General features: G+C 61.4%; 10 protein-coding genes and 2 pseudogenes. 5 read left to right on the top strand and 7 right to left on the bottom strand.

Annotation, left to right across the window (positions count from 1 at the left end; all coding sequences use genetic code 11):
- Positions 1-7 precede the first annotated feature (7 nt).
- Positions 8-224 (bottom strand): annotated as a pseudogene (rmf, locus tag PSH80_RS18830) (ribosome modulation factor).
- 534 nt (positions 225-758) lie between these two features.
- Between rmf and rlmKL the strand changes: the two are divergent.
- Together rlmKL and PSH80_RS18820 are read left to right on the top strand one after the other, a co-directional pair.
- Positions 759-3,029: a bifunctional 23S rRNA (guanine(2069)-N(7))-methyltransferase RlmK/23S rRNA (guanine(2445)-N(2))-methyltransferase RlmL gene (gene rlmKL / locus PSH80_RS18825; RefSeq protein ID WP_305417903.1), complete on the top strand. Its 2,271-nt coding sequence runs from the start codon at positions 759-761 to the stop codon at positions 3,027-3,029.
- Between the two features lie 135 nt (positions 3,030-3,164).
- Positions 3,165-5,565, top strand: a pseudogene (locus tag PSH80_RS18820) (diguanylate cyclase).
- A gap of 147 nt (positions 5,566-5,712) precedes the next feature.
- On the opposite strand, the gene dacB reads toward PSH80_RS18820, so the two are convergent.
- Positions 5,713-7,173: a D-alanyl-D-alanine carboxypeptidase/D-alanyl-D-alanine-endopeptidase gene (dacB, locus tag PSH80_RS18815; protein ID WP_186625625.1), complete on the bottom strand. Its 1,461-nt coding sequence runs from the start codon at positions 7,171-7,173 to the stop codon at positions 5,713-5,715.
- 237 nt (positions 7,174-7,410) lie between these two features.
- Here dacB and PSH80_RS18810 point away from each other — a divergent pair, with 237 nt between their 5' ends.
- Positions 7,411-7,755 carry a YggL family protein gene (locus PSH80_RS18810; protein ID WP_038442289.1) on the top strand — a complete coding sequence of 115 codons (345 nt, stop codon included), beginning with the start codon at positions 7,411-7,413 and terminating at the stop codon, positions 7,753-7,755.
- Positions 7,756-7,808: 53 nt separating this feature from the next.
- Here the strand turns inward: PSH80_RS18810 and PSH80_RS18805 are convergent, their stop codons facing one another.
- The gene (locus PSH80_RS18805) at positions 7,809-8,999 is read right to left on the bottom strand and encodes a benzoate/H(+) symporter BenE family transporter (RefSeq protein WP_057439514.1); all 1,191 of its coding nucleotides are present in this window, start codon (positions 8,997-8,999) and stop codon (positions 7,809-7,811) included.
- A gap of 219 nt (positions 9,000-9,218) precedes the next feature.
- Here PSH80_RS18805 and PSH80_RS18800 point away from each other — a divergent pair, with 219 nt between their 5' ends.
- Entirely contained in the window at positions 9,219-9,983 is a 765-nt protein-coding gene (locus PSH80_RS18800) for a GntR family transcriptional regulator (RefSeq protein ID WP_057439513.1), read from the top strand.
- 174 nt (positions 9,984-10,157) lie between these two features.
- Here PSH80_RS18800 and guaD read toward each other — a convergent pair whose 3' ends face one another.
- The 4 genes from guaD to xdhA form a co-directional block, all read right to left on the bottom strand.
- Positions 10,158-11,462, bottom strand: a complete 1,305-nt coding sequence (guaD, locus tag PSH80_RS18795; protein WP_305417900.1) for a guanine deaminase — start codon at positions 11,460-11,462, stop codon at positions 10,158-10,160.
- Positions 11,463-11,469: 7 nt separating this feature from the next.
- Positions 11,470-12,312 (bottom strand): xanthine dehydrogenase accessory protein XdhC, encoded by an 843-nt coding sequence (xdhC, locus tag PSH80_RS18790; protein ID WP_057439511.1) that lies wholly within the window; start codon positions 12,310-12,312, stop codon positions 11,470-11,472.
- Positions 12,313-12,427: 115 nt separating this feature from the next.
- Positions 12,428-14,827, bottom strand: a complete 2,400-nt coding sequence (gene xdhB, locus PSH80_RS18785) for a xanthine dehydrogenase molybdopterin binding subunit (RefSeq protein WP_305417898.1) — start codon at positions 14,825-14,827, stop codon at positions 12,428-12,430.
- Positions 14,820-16,268: a xanthine dehydrogenase small subunit gene (gene xdhA, locus PSH80_RS18780; RefSeq protein WP_186625619.1), complete on the bottom strand. Its 1,449-nt coding sequence runs from the start codon at positions 16,266-16,268 to the stop codon at positions 14,820-14,822. Before xdhA ends, xdhB begins: the two co-directional genes overlap by 8 nt.
- A 267-nt stretch (positions 16,269-16,535) precedes the next feature.
- Here xdhA and PSH80_RS18775 point away from each other — a divergent pair, with 267 nt between their 5' ends.
- Positions 16,536-17,195, top strand: coding sequence for a GntR family transcriptional regulator (locus tag PSH80_RS18775; protein ID WP_057439508.1), 660 nt, complete (start codon positions 16,536-16,538; stop codon positions 17,193-17,195).

Below are 17,195 nucleotides of genomic sequence, written 5' to 3'. Positions count from 1 at the left end.
GCCCTGATTAGCCGACGGCGTGAAGTTCGTTGAGTCTGTGGATCCCCGCAGTGCCGGTCATACCGTCCCAGTTGTCGCCGCGTCCTTCGCGCCAGCCGTTAATCCAGGCTTGGCGTACTGACGGTAGAGTAAATGGGCAAAGCTCACGGGATTTGCCATGAACGCCATACTGATATCCGGCGTAAAAATGCTCTTTCCAACGGATCACGCTTAAGTCTTCTCATAGGGTGTTTCCCTCACTTGTTGACTGTCTTGATATCCTTCGGCCTCGTCCGAGGCCGGGCAGAGTTTTTCTGCCGTTGGTGTGGCTCGCTGCCGGCGTGGCGAGCCTCTGTGTCAGCGTCGTTGTGGCGCTAACCTGTGTTGAGTTCTAACCAATAGGTCACATGGTTTCAATGATCGTTTTGTCATAAGCACGTAACGATAACGATGCTATAGCCATAAGCTGGGATGGCTTTTCGCCCCATTTATTGGGCAAAGCCAGCTATGATGTGCCCTGTATAGAGGATGGGTTTAATCCTTTAGTGAGAATACCCGCCGCTTGCAGTCGGTTATTATTCGACGAAGGGTCAGAATATTTCCTTTTGTTGCTCAAATTATCTCTCTGCCCCGGCAATCAAGGCCCTGCAGGTCTGGACACCGGGGTGGAACGGCACACATTCGTGCCACGCGAGCGCTCTTCAAGAAAAGCGCTTGATTGAAAACCGAACGCGCGATGCGTCGCCCGTTCACTTATTGCTGAAAAGCCTGGAATCCCCATGTCGGACCGTTACGAACTCTTCCTCACTTGCCCCAAGGGCCTCGAAGGCCTGCTGATCGAGGAAGCCGTCGGGCTTGGCCTTGAAGACGCCCGCGAGCACACCTCGGCTGTGCGCGGCATGGCCGACATGGAAACCGCCTACCGCCTGTGCCTCTGGTCGCGCCTGGCCAACCGTGTACTGCTGGTGCTCAAGCGCTTCCCGATGAAGGATGCCGAAGACCTGTACCACGGGGTGCTGGATATCGAATGGCAAGACCATATGGTCCCTGACGGCACCCTGGCGGTGGAGTTCAGCGGCCACGGTTCGGGCATCGACAACACCCACTTCGGCGCGCTGAAGGTCAAGGATGCGATTGTCGACAAGCTGCGCACCCCGACCGGTGAACGCCCGTCCATCGACAAGATCAACCCCGACCTGCGCATTCACCTGCGCCTGGACCGTGGCGAAGCGATCCTCTCCCTCGACCTGTCCGGCCACAGCCTGCACCAGCGCGGTTACCGCCTGCAGCAGGGCGCGGCACCGTTGAAGGAAAACCTCGCGTCGGCAATTTTGATTCGTGCCGGCTGGCCGCGCATTGCTGCTGAAAACGGCGCGTTGACTGACCCGATGTGCGGCGTCGGTACCTTCCTGGTGGAAGGTGCGATGATCGCCGCCGACATGGCCCCCAACCTTAATCGCGAGCAGTGGGGCTTCACCGCCTGGCTTGGCCACGTGCCGGCCCTGTGGAAAAAACTCCACACCGAGGCCAGCGAGCGTGCGGCCATCGGCATGAACAAGCCGCCATTGTGGATCCGCGGTTACGAAGCCGATCCGCGCCTGATCCAGCCTGCGCGCAACAACATCGAGCGTGCCGGCCTGAGCCACTGGATCAAGATTTACCAGGGCGAAGTCGGCACCTTCGAGCCGCGCCCGGACCAGAACCAGAAAGGCCTGGTGATCTGCAACCCGCCGTACGGCGAGCGCCTGGGTGACGAAGCCAGCCTGTTGTACCTCTACCAGAATCTCGGTGAGCGTCTGCGCCAGGCGTGCATGGGCTGGGAGGCGGCGGTGTTCACCGGCGCCCCGGACCTGGGCAAGCGCATGGGCATTCGTAGCCACAAGCAGTATTCGTTCTGGAACGGCGCGTTGCCGTGCAAGCTGCTGCTGATCAAGGTCAACCCGGACCAGTTCGTCACCGGCGAGCGCCGCACCCCGGAGCAGCGCCAGGCCGAACGTGAGCAGGCCGCCTACGACCAGGCCCCGACCGAGCCGCAAGAGCGCCAGTACAACAAGAACGGTAACCCGATCAAACCTGCGCCTGCACCGGCGCCAGTGGTTGAGCAGGCGCGCTTGAGCGAAGGCGGGCAGATGTTTGCCAACCGCCTGCAAAAGAATCTCAAGCTGCTGGGCAAGTGGGCCAAGCGCGAGGGTGTCGATTGCTACCGCGTGTACGATGCCGATATGCCGGAATACTCCATGGCCATCGACCTGTACCACGACTGGGTGCACGTCCAGGAATACGTGGCACCAAAGTCCATCGACCCGGAAAAAGCCTCGGCGCGCATGTTCGATGCCCTGGCCGCCATTCCCCAGGCGCTGAACATCGACAAGAGCCGTGTGGTGGTCAAGCGCCGCGAGCGTCAGAGCGGCACCAAGCAGTACGAGCGCCAGAGCGCCCAGGGCAAGTTCACCGAAGTCAGCGAAGGCGGGGTGAAGCTGCTGGTCAACCTCACTGACTACCTGGACACCGGTCTGTTTCTCGACCACCGCCCGATGCGCATGCGCATCCAGAAAGAAGCTGCCGGCAAGCGCTTCCTCAACCTGTATTGCTACACCGCCACCGCCAGCGTGCACGCAGCCAAGGGCGGCGCGCGCAGCACCACCAGCGTCGACCTGTCGAAAACCTATCTGGACTGGGCGCGCCGCAACCTGTCCCTCAATGGCTTCTCCGACAAGAACCGCCTGGAGCAGGGCGATGTGATGGCGTGGCTGGAAGCCAGCCGTGATGAGTTCGACCTGATCTTCATCGACCCGCCGACCTTCTCCAACTCCAAGCGCATGGAAGGTGTGTTCGACGTCCAGCGTGACCACGTGCAATTGCTCGACCTGGCCATGGCCCGCCTGGCGCCGGGCGGGGTGCTGTATTTCTCCAACAACTTCCGCAAGTTCCAGTTGGAAGACAACCTGGGCGAGCGCTATGCCGTCGAGGAAATCAGCGATAAAACCATTGATCCGGATTTTGCCCGTAACCCGAAAATCCATCGTGCCTGGAAAATCACCGCACGCTGATCGACCTTGAAGCCGCAAGCCTGGATTTTTCCGGGCTCGCGGTTTTTTTACGCTGGTCAAAAGAGGGCTCGATGGCTATAACTAACCTCTTAGCCGAAGTAGCGCTCCTGCACGCTGGTGTTTCGAGTTTTGCCTATGCCGTTGCAAGCCGTCCGCCCGAAAATACTGGGATTTATCAGCGAGCAGGCATCCGCTTGGCTGGTGGCATTGGTGGTCTTGCTGGTGGGGGTGGCGCTCACCGCCGTGCTGGCGCTGACCACGGCCGATCGGCATCACCAGCAGGTCCGCCAGCGTTTCCAGTTATTGGTCAACGAGCGCTATAGCCGCCTGGAAGAGCGTTTCGAAGACCAGGAGCAGCGCCTGGGCAGCCTGCAGCGTTTTTTCGTCAACTCCCATGATGTTTCCCGCGAAGATTTCGATGGGTTCGCCCAGCCGTTGCTGTTGCGCGCCCGTGCCTATGCCTGGGCGCCCCGGGTAGCGCGTGATCAGCGCCGGGCGTTCGAACAACAGGTGTCACGCCAGCGTGGCGCGCCTTTCTCCATTCGTGAGTTGAATGAAGCCGGGGCGCTGGTACCGGCGCACGAGCGTGACGAGTACGTGCCGGGTGTTGTACAGCCAGACCCAGAGCATCCTCGGCTCGCCCTTGGGGTTTGACCTGCTGGCCCAGCCGTTGCGCCGCTCGACGATCGAGCGGGCGTACCGTTCCGCAACCATTGCCGTATCCCAACCGATGTCGCTGGTGGGGGTGGAGCCGGCGTATACCATGGGCGTGTTGCTGGTAGCACCGGTCACTCGGCCGCCCACCGCGCAAATGCCCTACAACGAACCCTACGGTTTCGTCATGGCGGTGATCAGCATGCGCCAATTGGTAGCCGACGGTTTGCCCAAGCCCGCGCGGGATAACCTGGTGATGCAGATTGTCGACACCTCCGATACTCAACAGCAGGTGCTGTATGAGTCGGACAATCCCGTGGGCGATAGCAGCCTGGAGTCGATCCGCCGGCTGACCCTGGGCGATCATGTCTACGCCTTGAGCCTGCGTCCCAGCCAGGTGTTCGTGCAGGCCAATCACTCTTCGACGAGCAGTATCCTGGCCATGGGCGGTTTGCTCAGCCTGTTGCTCAGTGCCTTGCTCTATGTGCTGGTCAGCCAGCGGCAGCGGGCGCTGAGGCTGGTCCAGCAGCGTACGGGGCAATTGCACCAGCGCGAGTATGAGTTGCGTGGCGCCCATGGCCAGTTGCGCAGCGTGCTCAACGCCGCGACCCAGGTGGCGATCATTGCCACGGACTTGCGGGGCGTGATCAGCACGTTCAATGCCGGCGCCGAGAAGATGCTGGGTTATCAGGCCGACCAGGTGCTCGGTCACATGACCCTCGAAAGCCTGCACCTGGCGCCCGAACTGGAAGCCCGTGCGGTGCAGTTGAGCCAGGCGCTGGGCAAACGGATCATGCCCGGCCAGGCGATGCTGGTGGAGGGCAGCGACAGCCTGCATGAGGCCCGGGAGTGGACGTTGGTGCGCCAGGACGGCAGCCAGTTGACCGTGAATATGCTGGCCACGGCACTGCTTGACGAGCATGGCTTGTGGATCGGGCACCTGGCGATCTGCCTGGATGTCACCGAGCAGAAACGCGCGTATGAGGCCCTGGCGGCGCGGGATCGTTTGCTGAAAAAACTCAGTGCCCACGTGCCGGGCGGGATCTTCCAGTTCACCCTCGAACCCAATGACAACTGGCGGTTTATCTACGCCAGCGATGGTATTCGCGATATCTACGAAATCGACCCGGGGTTGCTGCAACAGGATGCCAAGCAAGTCTTCGAGCGTATTCATCCCCAGGACGCAGAGCGCATCCGCGCCTCTATCCGCCTGTCCGCGCTGCAGTTGAGTCACTGGCGCGAAGAATATCGGGTACAACTGCCGGGCCGGGGCCTGCGTTGGATCCGTGGCGAGGCGACGCCGGAAGAGTTACCCGGTGGCGGTACGCTATGGCATGGCTATGTGTCGGATATCTCCGATCTCAAGCGGGTGGAAGAAGAGTTGCGGGCACTGTCCATCACCGATTCGTTGACGGGTATCCATAACCGTCGCTACTTCCAGGATCGGCTGAAGGCCGAGATGAGTCGGGTGCGGCGTACGTCGGGGTCGCTGGCGGTGATCATGCTGGATATTGATCACTTCAAGCGCATCAATGACCAGCATGGGCACGCGGCGGGGGATGGTGTGCTGCAGGAGCTGTGCCGGCGTATCAGCCTGCGCCTGCGCCGCAGCGATGTGTTCTGCCGCCTCGGCGGCGAGGAATTCATGGTGCTGTGTCCCAATACCGATGGTGTCCAGGCCTACAGCCTGGCCGTTGAGTTGTGGGAAGTGCTGCGCAGTACGCCAATGGACGGCGTCGGCACGGTGACGGCGAGTTTTGGCGTAGCCAGTTGGCGGGTCGATGAGGGCGTGGATGGCTTGTTGCTGCGCGCGGATTCGGCGGTGTATGCGGCCAAGCAGGCGGGCAGGGATCGGGTCGAGGCGCAGCGGTTGCCTGCCTGAGCACCGTATACCTAATGTGGGAGCGGGCTTGCTCGCGATGACGGTGTATCAGTCGCCAGATGTATTGACTGACACACCGTCATCGCGAGCAAGCCCGCTCCCACATTTAGTCCGCAGTGGTTGCAAAAGGTTGGTAAGCCAACCGCTCTATAGGCCCGGCGCAGCCGCCGCCAGCTTCGGCTGGCGATACAGATCCAGCAGCACCTGGTCCAGCACCGACGATGCACCCCACGGCTTCGGATCGTTGAGAATCGCCACCACCGCCCAGGTATTGCCATTGTTGTCACGGCTGAAGCCGGCAATCGCACGTACTGTGTTCAGGGTGCCGGTCTTGACGTGGGCTTCGCCGCGCAGGGCTGTGGTTCTCAGGCGCTTGCGCATGGTGCCGTCACTGCCGGCAATCGGCATCGAGCTGATGAACTCGGCCGCATACGGGCTTCTCCAGGCGGCCTGCAGCATAGTCGCCATTTCCCGGGCGCTGACCCGTTCGGCACGGGACAGGCCGGAACCGTTCTCCATTACCAAGTGCGGAGCCGTGATGCCTTTTTTCGCCAGCCACTGGCGGATCACGCGCTGTGCTGCCCTGGCGTCGTCGCCGTCGGCATCGGTGCGGTATTGCGCGCCGAGGCTGAGGAACAGCTGCTGGGCCATGGTGTTGTTACTGTATTTATTGATGTCGCGGATGATCTCGGCCAAGTCCGGGGAGAACGTCCGGGCCAGGACCTTGGCGGTTTTCGGCACCGGGGCCAGCACATCGCGGCCCTGGATCGTGCCGCCCAACTCTTTCCAGATCGCGCGCACGGCGCCGGCGGTGTAGGTGGCATGGTCGAGCAGCGACAGATACGTCTGCGAGCTGCAGCCATCGCCCAACTGGCCGCTGACGGTCACGGTGACACTGCCGTCGGCGGCGGTGACCGGGTTGTAGCGCACATCACCGGTGCACTGCTTGGCGTTGCTGGCCTTGACCTGATTGTCGATCTGGATGCTGGCAATCGGCGGTTCCACCGAGACCAACACCTTTCCCGAATCATTGCGGGTCACAAAGCGCAGGGCCTTGAGGTTGACCAGCAGGGCGTCCGGCTTGACCAGGAACGGCTTGTTGGCATCGTTGCCGTCGTCGTTGAACTCCGGCAGTTGGGGCTGGATAAAGAAGCCGCGGTCCAGCACCAGGTCGCCGGTGACTTGCTGTACACCATTGGCGCGCAGGTCGCGCATCAGCAGCCAGAGCTTTTCCATGTTCAGCTTGGGATCGCCGCCGCCCTTGAGGTACAGGTTGCCCCGCAGGATGCCGCCACTGAGGGTGCCGTCGGTGTAGAACTCGGTTTTCCACTGATGGTTGGGGCCGAGCATTTCCAGGGCCGCGTAGGTGGTGACCAGTTTCATGGTCGACGCCGGGTTGACCGACACGTCAGCGTTGAACACCGTGGCGCTGCCGGGGCCATTGAGCGGAATCATTACCAGGGACAGGGCATTGTTCTGCAGTTTGGCTTTCTTCAGGGCTTCCTGGACTTTGGGTGGCAGGGTGGTATTGATCGGGGCGGCGGTGACCGAGAGCGCCAGGGGCAAAAGGAAACTGGCGAGTAATATTGGACGCAAGGATTTGATCATAAGAAGTAAGACCCTACTGCAGAGGAGGGTGAATATAGCGGGGGCTATGTAAGAAAATCCCCCAGTGGTCATGAAAGTGTCGGCATTATGCCCCAAGGTGGGGCTACTTGTGCCTCAACCATAGCTGCAAATGATGGATTTTTTTCGCGCTATCGTGCCACCCGTCTTGGATTGCCGGGCAATTCGCGCCTTAAACTGGTAGAGTGCCGGCCGTTAATACTTAAGAGGATTGTTCCAATGGCGACTAACCGTTCCCGGCGTCTGCGCAAAAAACTGTGCGTTGATGAATTTCAAGAGCTGGGTTTCGAACTGAACCTGGATTTCAAAGAAGGTTTGGACGACGAAGCGGTTGACGCTTTCCTCGACGCCTTCCTGACCGAAGCGATGGATGGCAATGGCCTGGACTACGTGGGCGGCGATGACTTCGGTCTGGTCTGCAAAGCCACCCGTGGTTCGGTCAACGAAGAACAGCGTGCAGCGGTTGAAGCGTGGCTCAAGGCTCGCCCAGAGCTGACCCGCGTTGAAGTCAGCGAACTGCTGGACGCCTGGCATCCAGAGACACCGGTTAACCCGGCTGTCTGATGTCATGAAAAAGCGACCCGCCCGGGTCGCTTTTTCGTTTCAAGGTATTAAATTCAGGCCTTGCGCCAGTTCAGAATCACCAGCGTCAACACCCCCGCCACAATCCCCCAGAATGCCGAACCGATGGAAAACAGCGTCAACCCCGACGCCGTGACCATAAAGGTGATCAGTGCTGCTTCCCGTTCCTTGGGCTCATTCATGGCAATGCTCAGGCCATTGATGATCGAGCCGAACAACGCCAATGCGGCAATCGACAGCACCAACTCCTTGGGCAATGCGGCGAACAACGCCGCCAAGGTCGCGCCAAATACCCCGGCAACCCCGTAGAAAATCCCGCACCACACGGCGGCGGTGTAGCGCTTGTTGCGGTCCTCATGGGCATGGGGGCCGGTGCAGATGGCCGCGCTGATGGCGGCCAGGTTGATGCCGTGGGAGCCAAACGGCGCGAGCACCAGTGAGGCCAGGCCGGTGGCGGTGATCAGCGGTGAGGCGGGCACGTCGTAGCCATCGGCGCGCAATACCGCGACCCCGGGCATGTTCTGCGAGGTCATCGCCACCACAAACAACGGAATGCCGATGCTGATGGTCGCCGCCAGGGAAAAGTGCGGCGTGGTCCACACCGGTGTCGCCACTTCCAGGCTGAACCCGCTGAAGTCCAGGAGCCCCATCAGCCCGGACAAGGCAGTACCGATCAGCAGCGCCGCCAGTACGGCATATCGGGGCGACAGGCGCTTGATGATCAGGTAGGTAAAGAACATGCCCAATACCAGGGCGGTACGGTGCTGCGCGGCGACGAAAATCTCGCTGCCGATCTTGAACAGGATCCCGGCCAGCAGCGCGGCGGCCAGTGAGGCAGGGATTTTCTTCACCAGTTTTTCAAAGCTGCCGGTGAGGCCACAGATCGTCACCAGTACCGCGCAGGTGATGTAGGCGCCAATGGCCTCGCCATAGCTGACCCCGCCCAGGCTGGTAATCAACAGCGCCGCGCCGGGGGTCGACCAGGCAATGGTGATGGGCGTGCGGTAGCGCAGGGACAGGCCGATGCTGCACACCGCCATGCCGATGGAAATCGCCCAGATCCACGAGGAAATTTGCCCGGTGGTCAGGCCGGCAGCCTGGCCGGCCTGGAACATCAGCACCAGGGAGCTGGTGTAACCGGTCATCATGGCGATAAAGCCGGCGACAATGGCCGAAGGCGAAGTGTCGGCCAGTGGGCGCAGCGGCGCCTGGGTCGCGTCGGTCATGGGGCGGTGTTCCTTGTACCTGGGAAATCGTGGAATCAAGCCTAAACTCAAACGTAACTGACTGTTGCAATACAGCCGGTGGCGCAAACAGCCGTACAGTGTGTTGGCGCAACGGGTTGTGTACAATGTGCGCTGTTTTTACGCGATACTTGCCAGCGACCGCTGTACTCTTATTACAGTCAACGTCAATTCGCCGCCGTTCTCCCGACCCGAGTGCCCATGAACGAACAGTTGCAGCCCCTCAAGAAACAGCCGCGAGCCGGTAAGGCCGGTCGCAGTGGAACCCAGGACGATATCGTCTACGCGCATATCTTCGAGGCCATCCTCGAGCAACGCCTGGCGCCCGGTACCAAATTGAGTGAAGAAGCACTGGGCGAGATCTTTGGCGTCAGCCGCACCATCATCCGTCGCGCACTGTCGCGCCTGGCCCATGAAGGCGTGGTGTTGTTGCGCCCCAATCGGGGTGCGGTGGTGGCCAGCCCAAGCGTCGAGGAAGCCCGCCAGGTGTTCCTGGCCCGGCGCCTGGTCGAGCGGGCGATCACCGAATTGGCGGTGCAGCATGCCTCGACCGAAGAGCTGGCCGAACTGCGGCAGATGGTCAATGACGAGCGCGACAGCTTCTCCCGTGGCGATCGCGGCGCGGGTATCCGGCTCTCTGGCGAGTTCCACCTGAAACTGGCCGAAGCGGCAAAAAATGCCCCGCTGATCAGTTTCCAGCGCAGCCTGGTGTCCCAGACCTCGCTGATCATCGCCCAGTATGAAAGCGGCAACCGCTCACACTGTTCCTATGACGAGCACACCCAGTTGATCGATGCCATCGAGGCTCGGGATGTGGGGTTGGCGGTGAACCTGATGATGCACCACATGGATCACATCGACAGCAAGCTCAACCTCGATGAGGAAAGTGCGTCGGATGATCTGCATGCGGTGTTCTCACATTTGCTGCAGACCAAGAAGCCGGGTCGCTCCTCTATAAAACTGTAAACCCCGTTCAAACTGTGGGAGCTGGCTTGCCTTAATGCCAGTCAGTCAAGCGCAGATCCCCTGTGGGAGCGGGCTTGCTCGCGAAAGCAGTGGGTCAGTCAACATCAATGTTGGCTGGGCCGAGGTCTTCGCGAGCAAGCCCGCTCCCGCATTGGTTTGTGGTGCCCTTCAAAATCAGCGTTGATGCACCAGTTGGCCCGCTGCATACGTCTGCATCACCGCCCGATCATCCCCCAGCGTTATCAGCACAAACAACGTCTCGGCAATGTCCTTGGCCTGCTTCAAGCGATAGCTGAGCAGTGGCGTGGCGTTGTAGTCCAGTACCAGGAAGTCGGCATCGGTGCCCGGCTGCAGGGTGCCGATCTTGTCTTCCAGGCGCAGCGCTTTGGCGCCGCCCAGGGTCGCCAGGTACAGCGATTTGAACGGGCTCAGGCGTGCGCCCTGCAATTGCATGACCTTGTAGGCCTCGTTCAGCGTCTGCAGCAGCGAGAAACTGGTACCGCCCCCCACATCCGTGCCCAGGCCCACGTTGAGCTGGTGCTTCTCGGCCATCGGCAGGTTGAACAAGCCGCTGCCGAGGAAGAAGTTCGATGTCGGGCAGAACGCGACCGCTGAACCGGCTTCGGCCAGGCGCGCGCATTCGTCGTCGCACAGGTGTACGCCATGGGCGAATACCGAACGTTCCCCCAGCAGCTTGTAGTGGTCGTACACGTCCAGGTAGCCGCTGCGCTCCGGGAACAGCTCCTTGACCCATTGCACTTCCTGCAGGTTTTCACTGATGTGCGTCTGCATGTACAGGTCCGGGTATTCCCCCAGCAACTGCCCGGCGAGGGTCAACTGTTCCGGTGTGCTGGTAGGCGCGAAGCGCGGCGTAACGGCGTAGTGCAAACGGCCTTTGCCGTGCCAGCGTTCGATCAGCGCCTTGCTCTCCTGGTAGCCGGATTCGGCGGTGTCGGTCAGGTAGTCCGGCGCATTGCGGTCCATCATCACCTTGCCGGCGATCATGCGCAGGTCGAGCTTCTCGGCAGCCTCAAAAAATGAGTTCACCGATTGCGGGTGCACACTGCCGAACACCAGGGCGGTGGTGGTGCCATTGCGCAGCAGTTCCTTGATAAAGATATCCGCCACTTCTTCGGCGTGGGCTTTATCGGCGAACTGGCTTTCACAAGGGAAGGTGTAGGTGTTCAGCCAATCCAGCAGTTGTTCGCCGTAGGCCCCGACCATGCCGGTTTGCGGCAGGTGGATATGAGTGTCGATCAGGCCGGGGGTGATCAGCGCGTCCTGGTAATGGGTGATTTCGATATCGGCCGCCAGCGTCGGCAGCAATTCGCTGGCATGCCCGAGGGCGCTGATCTGGCCGTTGTCGATCACCAGCAGGCCGTCCTCGAAATACTCATAGGAGGCGTCAATCCCGACGATGGCGGGGTCGGCGAGGCTGTGCAGAATGGCGGCACGGTAGGCTTTACGAGTCAAAGGCATGGTCGTCTCAATTCATAGCTTGGCTGCGGCGAGATACCGGCAGCAGTTTGGCAATGGGTTCGGCGCTCGCGGTGTGCTGGCCGAAGTTGGCGTTATAGGTGGCGATGATCTCGCCGGCGATGGAGATGGCGATTTCCACCGGCAATTTGCCCTTCACCTCGGTGAGGCCCATGGGGCAGCGCATGCGTTGCAACTGCGCAGCCTCGAAGCCGCGCTCACGCAGGCGGTGTTCAAACTTGACGCGTTTGGTCTGCGAGCCGATCAGGCCGAAGTAGGCAAAGTCATTGCGCTTGAGCAGGGCGGCGGTCAGTTCCAGATCCAGTTGGTGATTATGGGTCATGACGATGCAGTAACTGCCCGCAGGCAGGTCGGCAATTTCATCGACCGGCTCTTCGCTGACGATTTTACGCACGCCCTGGGGGATATGCTCCGGGAATTCCTGTTCCCGCGAGTCGATCCAGCGCACCCGGCACGGCAGGCTGGCCAGCAGCGGCACCAGGGCGCGACCGACATGGCCGGCGCCGAACACGGCAATCTGCGCCTGCACCTGGCCCATGGGTTCGAACAGCAGCACGGTGACGCCGCCACAGCACTGGCCGAGGCTGGCACCGAGGCTGAAGCGCTCCAGATGGGTATTGTGCTGACCGCTGGCGAGCATGTCGCGGGCGATCTGCATGGCCTTGTATTCCAGGTGGCCGCCGCCGATGGTGTCGAAGGTTTGCGCGGCGCTGACTACCATCTTCGAACCGGCATTGCGCGGCGTGGAGCCGAGCTCTTCGATAATGGTCACCAGCACGCAGGGTTCACCCTGGTGTTGCAGGTCGGCGAGGGCGCTGATCCAGTTGTTCATGTCTACCTCAACATTGCTGTTGTCAGTCAGGCCGTCATCGCGGGCAAGCCCGCTCCCACAAGGGAATGCATTCCAAATGTGGGAGCGGGCTTGCCCGCGATGGCAGCACCTCGGTCTAGAGCGAAGCCATCTCGGTCTCAGCCTCAACCACCGTCGCCGCCTGCAATTGACGCATCTGCTCACAGCCCCACAACACCCGCTCCGGGGTCGCCGGCGCATCAATCTTCGGTTGATGGCGATAGTCACCCAGGCTCGCCACCGCATCCTTGATCGCGCACCACGAAGCAATCCCGAGCATAAATGGCGGTTCGCCCACGGCCTTGGAATGGAACACCGTGTCCTCCGGGTTCTTGCGGTTTTCTACCAGTTTGACCCGCAAATCCAGGGGCATGTCCGCCACGGCCGGAATCTTGTAGCTGGCCGGGCCATTGGTCATCAGCTTGCCCTTGTTGTTCCACACCAGCTCTTCCATGGTCAGCCAGCCCATGCCCTGGATAAAGCCGCCTTCGACCTGGCCAATGTCGATGGCCGGGTTCAGCGAGGCGCCCACGTCGTGGAGGATGTCGGTGCGCAGCATCTTGTACTCGCCGGTCAGGGTGTCGACGATCACTTCGCAGCAGGCTGCGCCGAAGGCGAAGTAGTAGAACGGCCGGCCCCGCGCCAGGCTGCGGTCGTAGAAAATTTTCGGGGTCTTGTAGAAGCCGGTACTCGACAGCGACACCTGGGCGAAATACGCCTGCTGGATCAGCTCCTCGAACGTCAGGATCAGCTCACGCACCCGCACATGGCCGTTGTGGAACTCCACGTCCGCCTCGCTGACGTCGTACTTGCGCGCAGCGAACTCCACCAGGCGTTGCTTGATGGTTTCGGCGGCGTTCTGCGCGGCCTTGCCGTTCAGGTCGGCGCCGCTGGAGGCGGCGGTCGGCGAGGTGTTGGGCACCTTGTCGGTGTTGGTCGCGGTGATCTGCACCCGGTCGATTTCCACCTGAAAGATCTCGGCCACCACTTGCGCGACCTTGATGTTCAGGCCCTGGCCCATCTCGGTGCCGCCATGGTTCAAGTGGATGCTGCCGTCGGTGTAGATATGGATCAACGCGCCGGCCTGGTTGAGGAAGCTGGCGGTAAACGAAATACCGAACTTCACCGGCGTCAGCGCCAGGCCCTTTTTCAGGATCGGGCTGTGGGCGTTGTACAGGCGGATCGCTTCGCGGCGTTCGGCGTACTGGCTGCTGGCCTCAAGCTCGGCGGTCATTTCTTCGAGCATGTTGTGCTCGACGGTCTGGTAGTAGTGGGTGACGTTGCGCTCGGTCTTGCCATAGTAGTTGGCCTTGCGCACGGCCAGCGGGTCCAGGGCCAGATGGCGGGCGATGGCGTCCATCACTTCCTCGATGGCGACCATGCCTTGCGGGCCGCCGAAACCACGGTAGGCGGTGTTGGAGGCGGTGTTGGTCTTGCAGCGATGACCGTTGACGGTGGCATCGCCCAGGTAATACGCGTTGTCGGAGTGGAACATCGCCCGGTCGACAATCGAGTTCGACAGGTCCGGCGAGCAGCCGCAGTTACCCGCCAGGTCCAGATTGATCCCGTGCAGGCGGCCGTTGTCGTCGAAGCCCACGTCGTATTCGATGTAGAACGGGTGGCGCTTGCCGGTCATCAGCATGTCTTCGACCCGTGGCAGACGCATCTTGGTCGGCTGGCCGGTCAGGCGCGCCACCACTGCGCACAGGCATGCCGGGCTGGCGGCCTGGGTTTCCTTGCCGCCAAAACCACCGCCCATGCGGCGCATATCCACCACGATTTTGTTCATCGACACGTCCAGTACTTCGGCCACCAGTTTCTGCACTTCGGTGGGGTTCTGGGTGGAGCAGTAGACGATCATGCCGCCGTCTTCGGTGGGCATCACCGAGGAGATCTGGGTCTCCAGGTAGAAGTGTTCCTGGCCGCCGATATGCAGGGTGCCCTGGATACGGTTTTTCGCGCTCGCCAGGGCGCTCGCCGAATCACCGCGCTGGTGGGTGTGGCTGTCCAGCACGAAATGTTTATTGCGGAAGGCCTCGACCACATCCAGCACCGGCTCCAGGTCTTCGTATTCGATCACCGCGGCCATGGCCGCCTTGCGTGCGGTTTCCAGGTCGCGGGCGGCGACGGCCAGGACTACCTGGCCGACGAACTGCACGGTGTCGATGGCCAGCAACGGGTCGCCGGGCATCAGCGGGCCGATGTCTTTCAGGCCCGGTACGTCTTCGTGGGTGATGACAATGCGCACACCGTCAAAGGCGTAGCAGGGTGCGGTGTCGATACTGAGGATTCGGGCGTGGGCGCGGTCGGACATGCGCGCATACAGGTGCAACTGGTTGGGGAATTCCAGGCGATCATCAATGTACTGCGCTTCGCCCGACACATGCTTGGCGGCGCTGTCATGCTTGACGCTACGCCCGACCCCGGACGTCAGGTCCTGGGCAAACAGCGCGGCCATTTCGGCTTGGGTTTTTACCACGGCGTGATGGTTAGACATAAGCGGTCACCCGAGTCTCGATGTGCGGCGTTTGCAGTTCGATGAAGTATTTGCGCAGCAGGTTCTGGGCGCTGAGCAGGCGGTATTCCTTGCTCGCACGGAAGTCCGACAGCGGGGTGAAATCCTCGGCCAGGGCCGCGCAGGCTTTCTCCACGGTGGCGCTGTTCCAGGTGGCGCCGATCAGCAGGGCCTCGCAGTGTTGTGCGCGTTTGGGGGTGGCGGCCATGCCACCGAAGGCGACGCGGGCATCGCTGATCACCCCATTGTCGAACTTCAGATTGAAGGCTGCGCAGACTGCCGAGATGTCATCGTCCAGGCGCTTGGAAACCTTGTAGGCGCGAAACAGCGCGTGGCCCTTGGGCACGATGATCTTCTCGATGAACTCACTGTCCTGACGGGCAGTGACGCGGTAGTCGATAAAGTAGTCTTCCAGGGCCAGGGTGCGGCGCACGTTGCCCTTGCACAGCACGATCTGCGCGCCGAGGGCGATCAGCAGCGGCGGCGAGTCACCGATGGGCGAGGCGTTGCCGATATTGCCGCCGAGGGTGCCCTGGTTGCGGATTTGCAGGGAGGCGAAGCGGTGCAGCAGGTCGCCGAAGTCCGGGTACTCGTGGTGCAGCGCGCTGTAGCAGTCGGAGAGGGCGGTAGCGGCGCCGATTTCCAGGCGGTCGTCAAAGGTCTCGATGCGCTTCATGGCTTCAATGTTGCCGACGTAGATCATCACCGGCAGCACGCGGTGGAACTGGGTGACCTCCAGCGCCAGGTCGGTACCGCCGGCCAGCAGCCGGGCTTGGGGGTAGGCGTCGTAGAGGTCGGCCAGGTCGGCGACGGTCAGGGGCACCAGGCAGCGTTTGTCGCCGCTGTTCAGTTCGCCGGTTTGCGTCGGCGCGATGGCCTTGAGGCGGGCGATGGTCTGCGCCTCGCGGCTGTCGAACTGGTCCTGGGGCTTGTTGCAGCAGGCTTGCTCGGCAGCGGCCAGGATCGGCCGGTAGCCGGTGCAGCGGCACAGGTTGCCGGCCAGGGCTTCGTGGGCCTTGGCGCTGTCGGGGGCGTCGCTGTTTTTTTGCAGGGCGAACAGCGACATTACAAAACCGGGGGTGCAGAAACCGCATTGGGAACCATGGCACTCGACCATGGCCTGTTGCACGCTGTGCAGTTGGCCCTGGTGCTTGAGGTCTTCCACGGTGATCAGTTGTTTGCCGTGCAGGGATGAGACAAACGTCAGGCACGAATTGAGGCTGCGATAGCGAATCTGCTCGGCACCTTGCTCGTCGGTATGCAGCTCGCCGACTACCACGGTGCAGGCACCACAGTCGCCGCTGGCGCAGCCTTCCTTGGTTCCGGATTTGCCCAGGTGCTCACGCAGGTAGTTGAGCACAGTCAGGTTCGGGTCCAGGTCATGCTCGCTACGGAGCTCCTGGTTGATTAAAAACTGGATCACGGAAGGCCTCGCAGACTCATTATTGTTGTTAACCGCTTTGCGCCGAATCTAGTCATGTCTGACTTTTCGGTCAACGATTTTCTGACCAGAAGGTCAAGAAAATGCGATTGCAACACCTTTGATTATGGTTCAGATCCCTGTAACCGCCGTTTTCAGGGGCGCCTGGGCTTTATCGTCTGCTTATTTCATGCCAAATTCGGCGTTGCTGGCTCAGTGATTGCGCTACACTGCCGCCCTTGTACCGATAGCAGATTTTGAAGGGAAAACATGACGTTCAAGGCGCCGGATAGTCTTGCCGAGCAAATCGCTCACCACCTCGCCGAACGCATCATTCGCGGCGATCTCAAGCCTGGGGAGCGGATCCAGGAACAGAAAGTCACGCTGGCGCTGAATGTCAGCCGTGGCTCCGTGCGCGAAGCCTTGCTGATCCTCGAGCGACGGCACCTGATCGCCATCCTGCCGCGCCGTGGCGCCCACGTCACCGAGCTCACCGCGCACAAGGTGCAGAGCCTGTGCACGCTGATGAGCGAGCTGTACATCCTGCTGGGCAATGCGGTCGCCGAAGGCTGGCAGACCCAGGCCGACATGGCGCCCTTCGTGCAGATCCAGCAACGGCTGGTGAGCAATTTCGAGCGCCAGGACATCCGCGCTTTTGTCGAAGAATGCTTCAATGTCATGCGCGCCGCGTACCCCTTTGCCAATAACCCGTACCTGCAGGAAACCGTCGAAAACCTGCAACCGGCGATGAACCGCGCCTATTACCTGGCCCTGGATCAACGCAAGGCGTCGATGAGCGAGTACCTGGCGCTGTTCGAGCAACTGCTCGCCGCTGTACTGGCCCGTGATCTGCCGCAGATCCGCCAAGTGCTCTCGGCCTATGGCCAGCGCAGTTGTTCACTGGTTATCGCAGCCCTGGCGGACGCCTAA

This window comes from Pseudomonas sp. FP818 (assembly GCF_030687335.1).
GTDB classification, from domain to species: domain Bacteria; phylum Pseudomonadota; class Gammaproteobacteria; order Pseudomonadales; family Pseudomonadaceae; genus Aquipseudomonas; species Aquipseudomonas shahriarae.
Note: the sequence above shows the minus strand (reverse complement) of the source record. Positions and strands in the feature narration are given on the sequence as shown.

Coding starts and splice junctions, on each gene's coding strand:
- xdhB (WP_305417898.1), bottom strand. CDS start 14,827: ATGTCTAACCATCACGCCGTGGTAAAAACCCAAGCCGAAATGGCCGCG.
- PSH80_RS18775 (WP_057439508.1), top strand. CDS start 16,536: ATGACGTTCAAGGCGCCGGATAGTCTTGCCGAGCAAATCGCTCACCAC.
- guaD (WP_305417900.1), bottom strand. CDS start 11,462: ATGCCTTTGACTCGTAAAGCCTACCGTGCCGCCATTCTGCACAGCCTC.
- PSH80_RS18805 (WP_057439514.1), bottom strand. CDS start 8,999: ATGACCGACGCGACCCAGGCGCCGCTGCGCCCACTGGCCGACACTTCG.
- dacB (WP_186625625.1), bottom strand. CDS start 7,173: ATGATCAAATCCTTGCGTCCAATATTACTCGCCAGTTTCCTTTTGCCC.
- PSH80_RS18800 (WP_057439513.1), top strand. CDS start 9,219: ATGAACGAACAGTTGCAGCCCCTCAAGAAACAGCCGCGAGCCGGTAAG.
- xdhC (WP_057439511.1), bottom strand. CDS start 12,312: ATGAACAACTGGATCAGCGCCCTCGCCGACCTGCAACACCAGGGTGAA.
- PSH80_RS18810 (WP_038442289.1), top strand. CDS start 7,411: ATGGCGACTAACCGTTCCCGGCGTCTGCGCAAAAAACTGTGCGTTGAT.
- rlmKL (WP_305417903.1), top strand. CDS start 759: ATGTCGGACCGTTACGAACTCTTCCTCACTTGCCCCAAGGGCCTCGAA.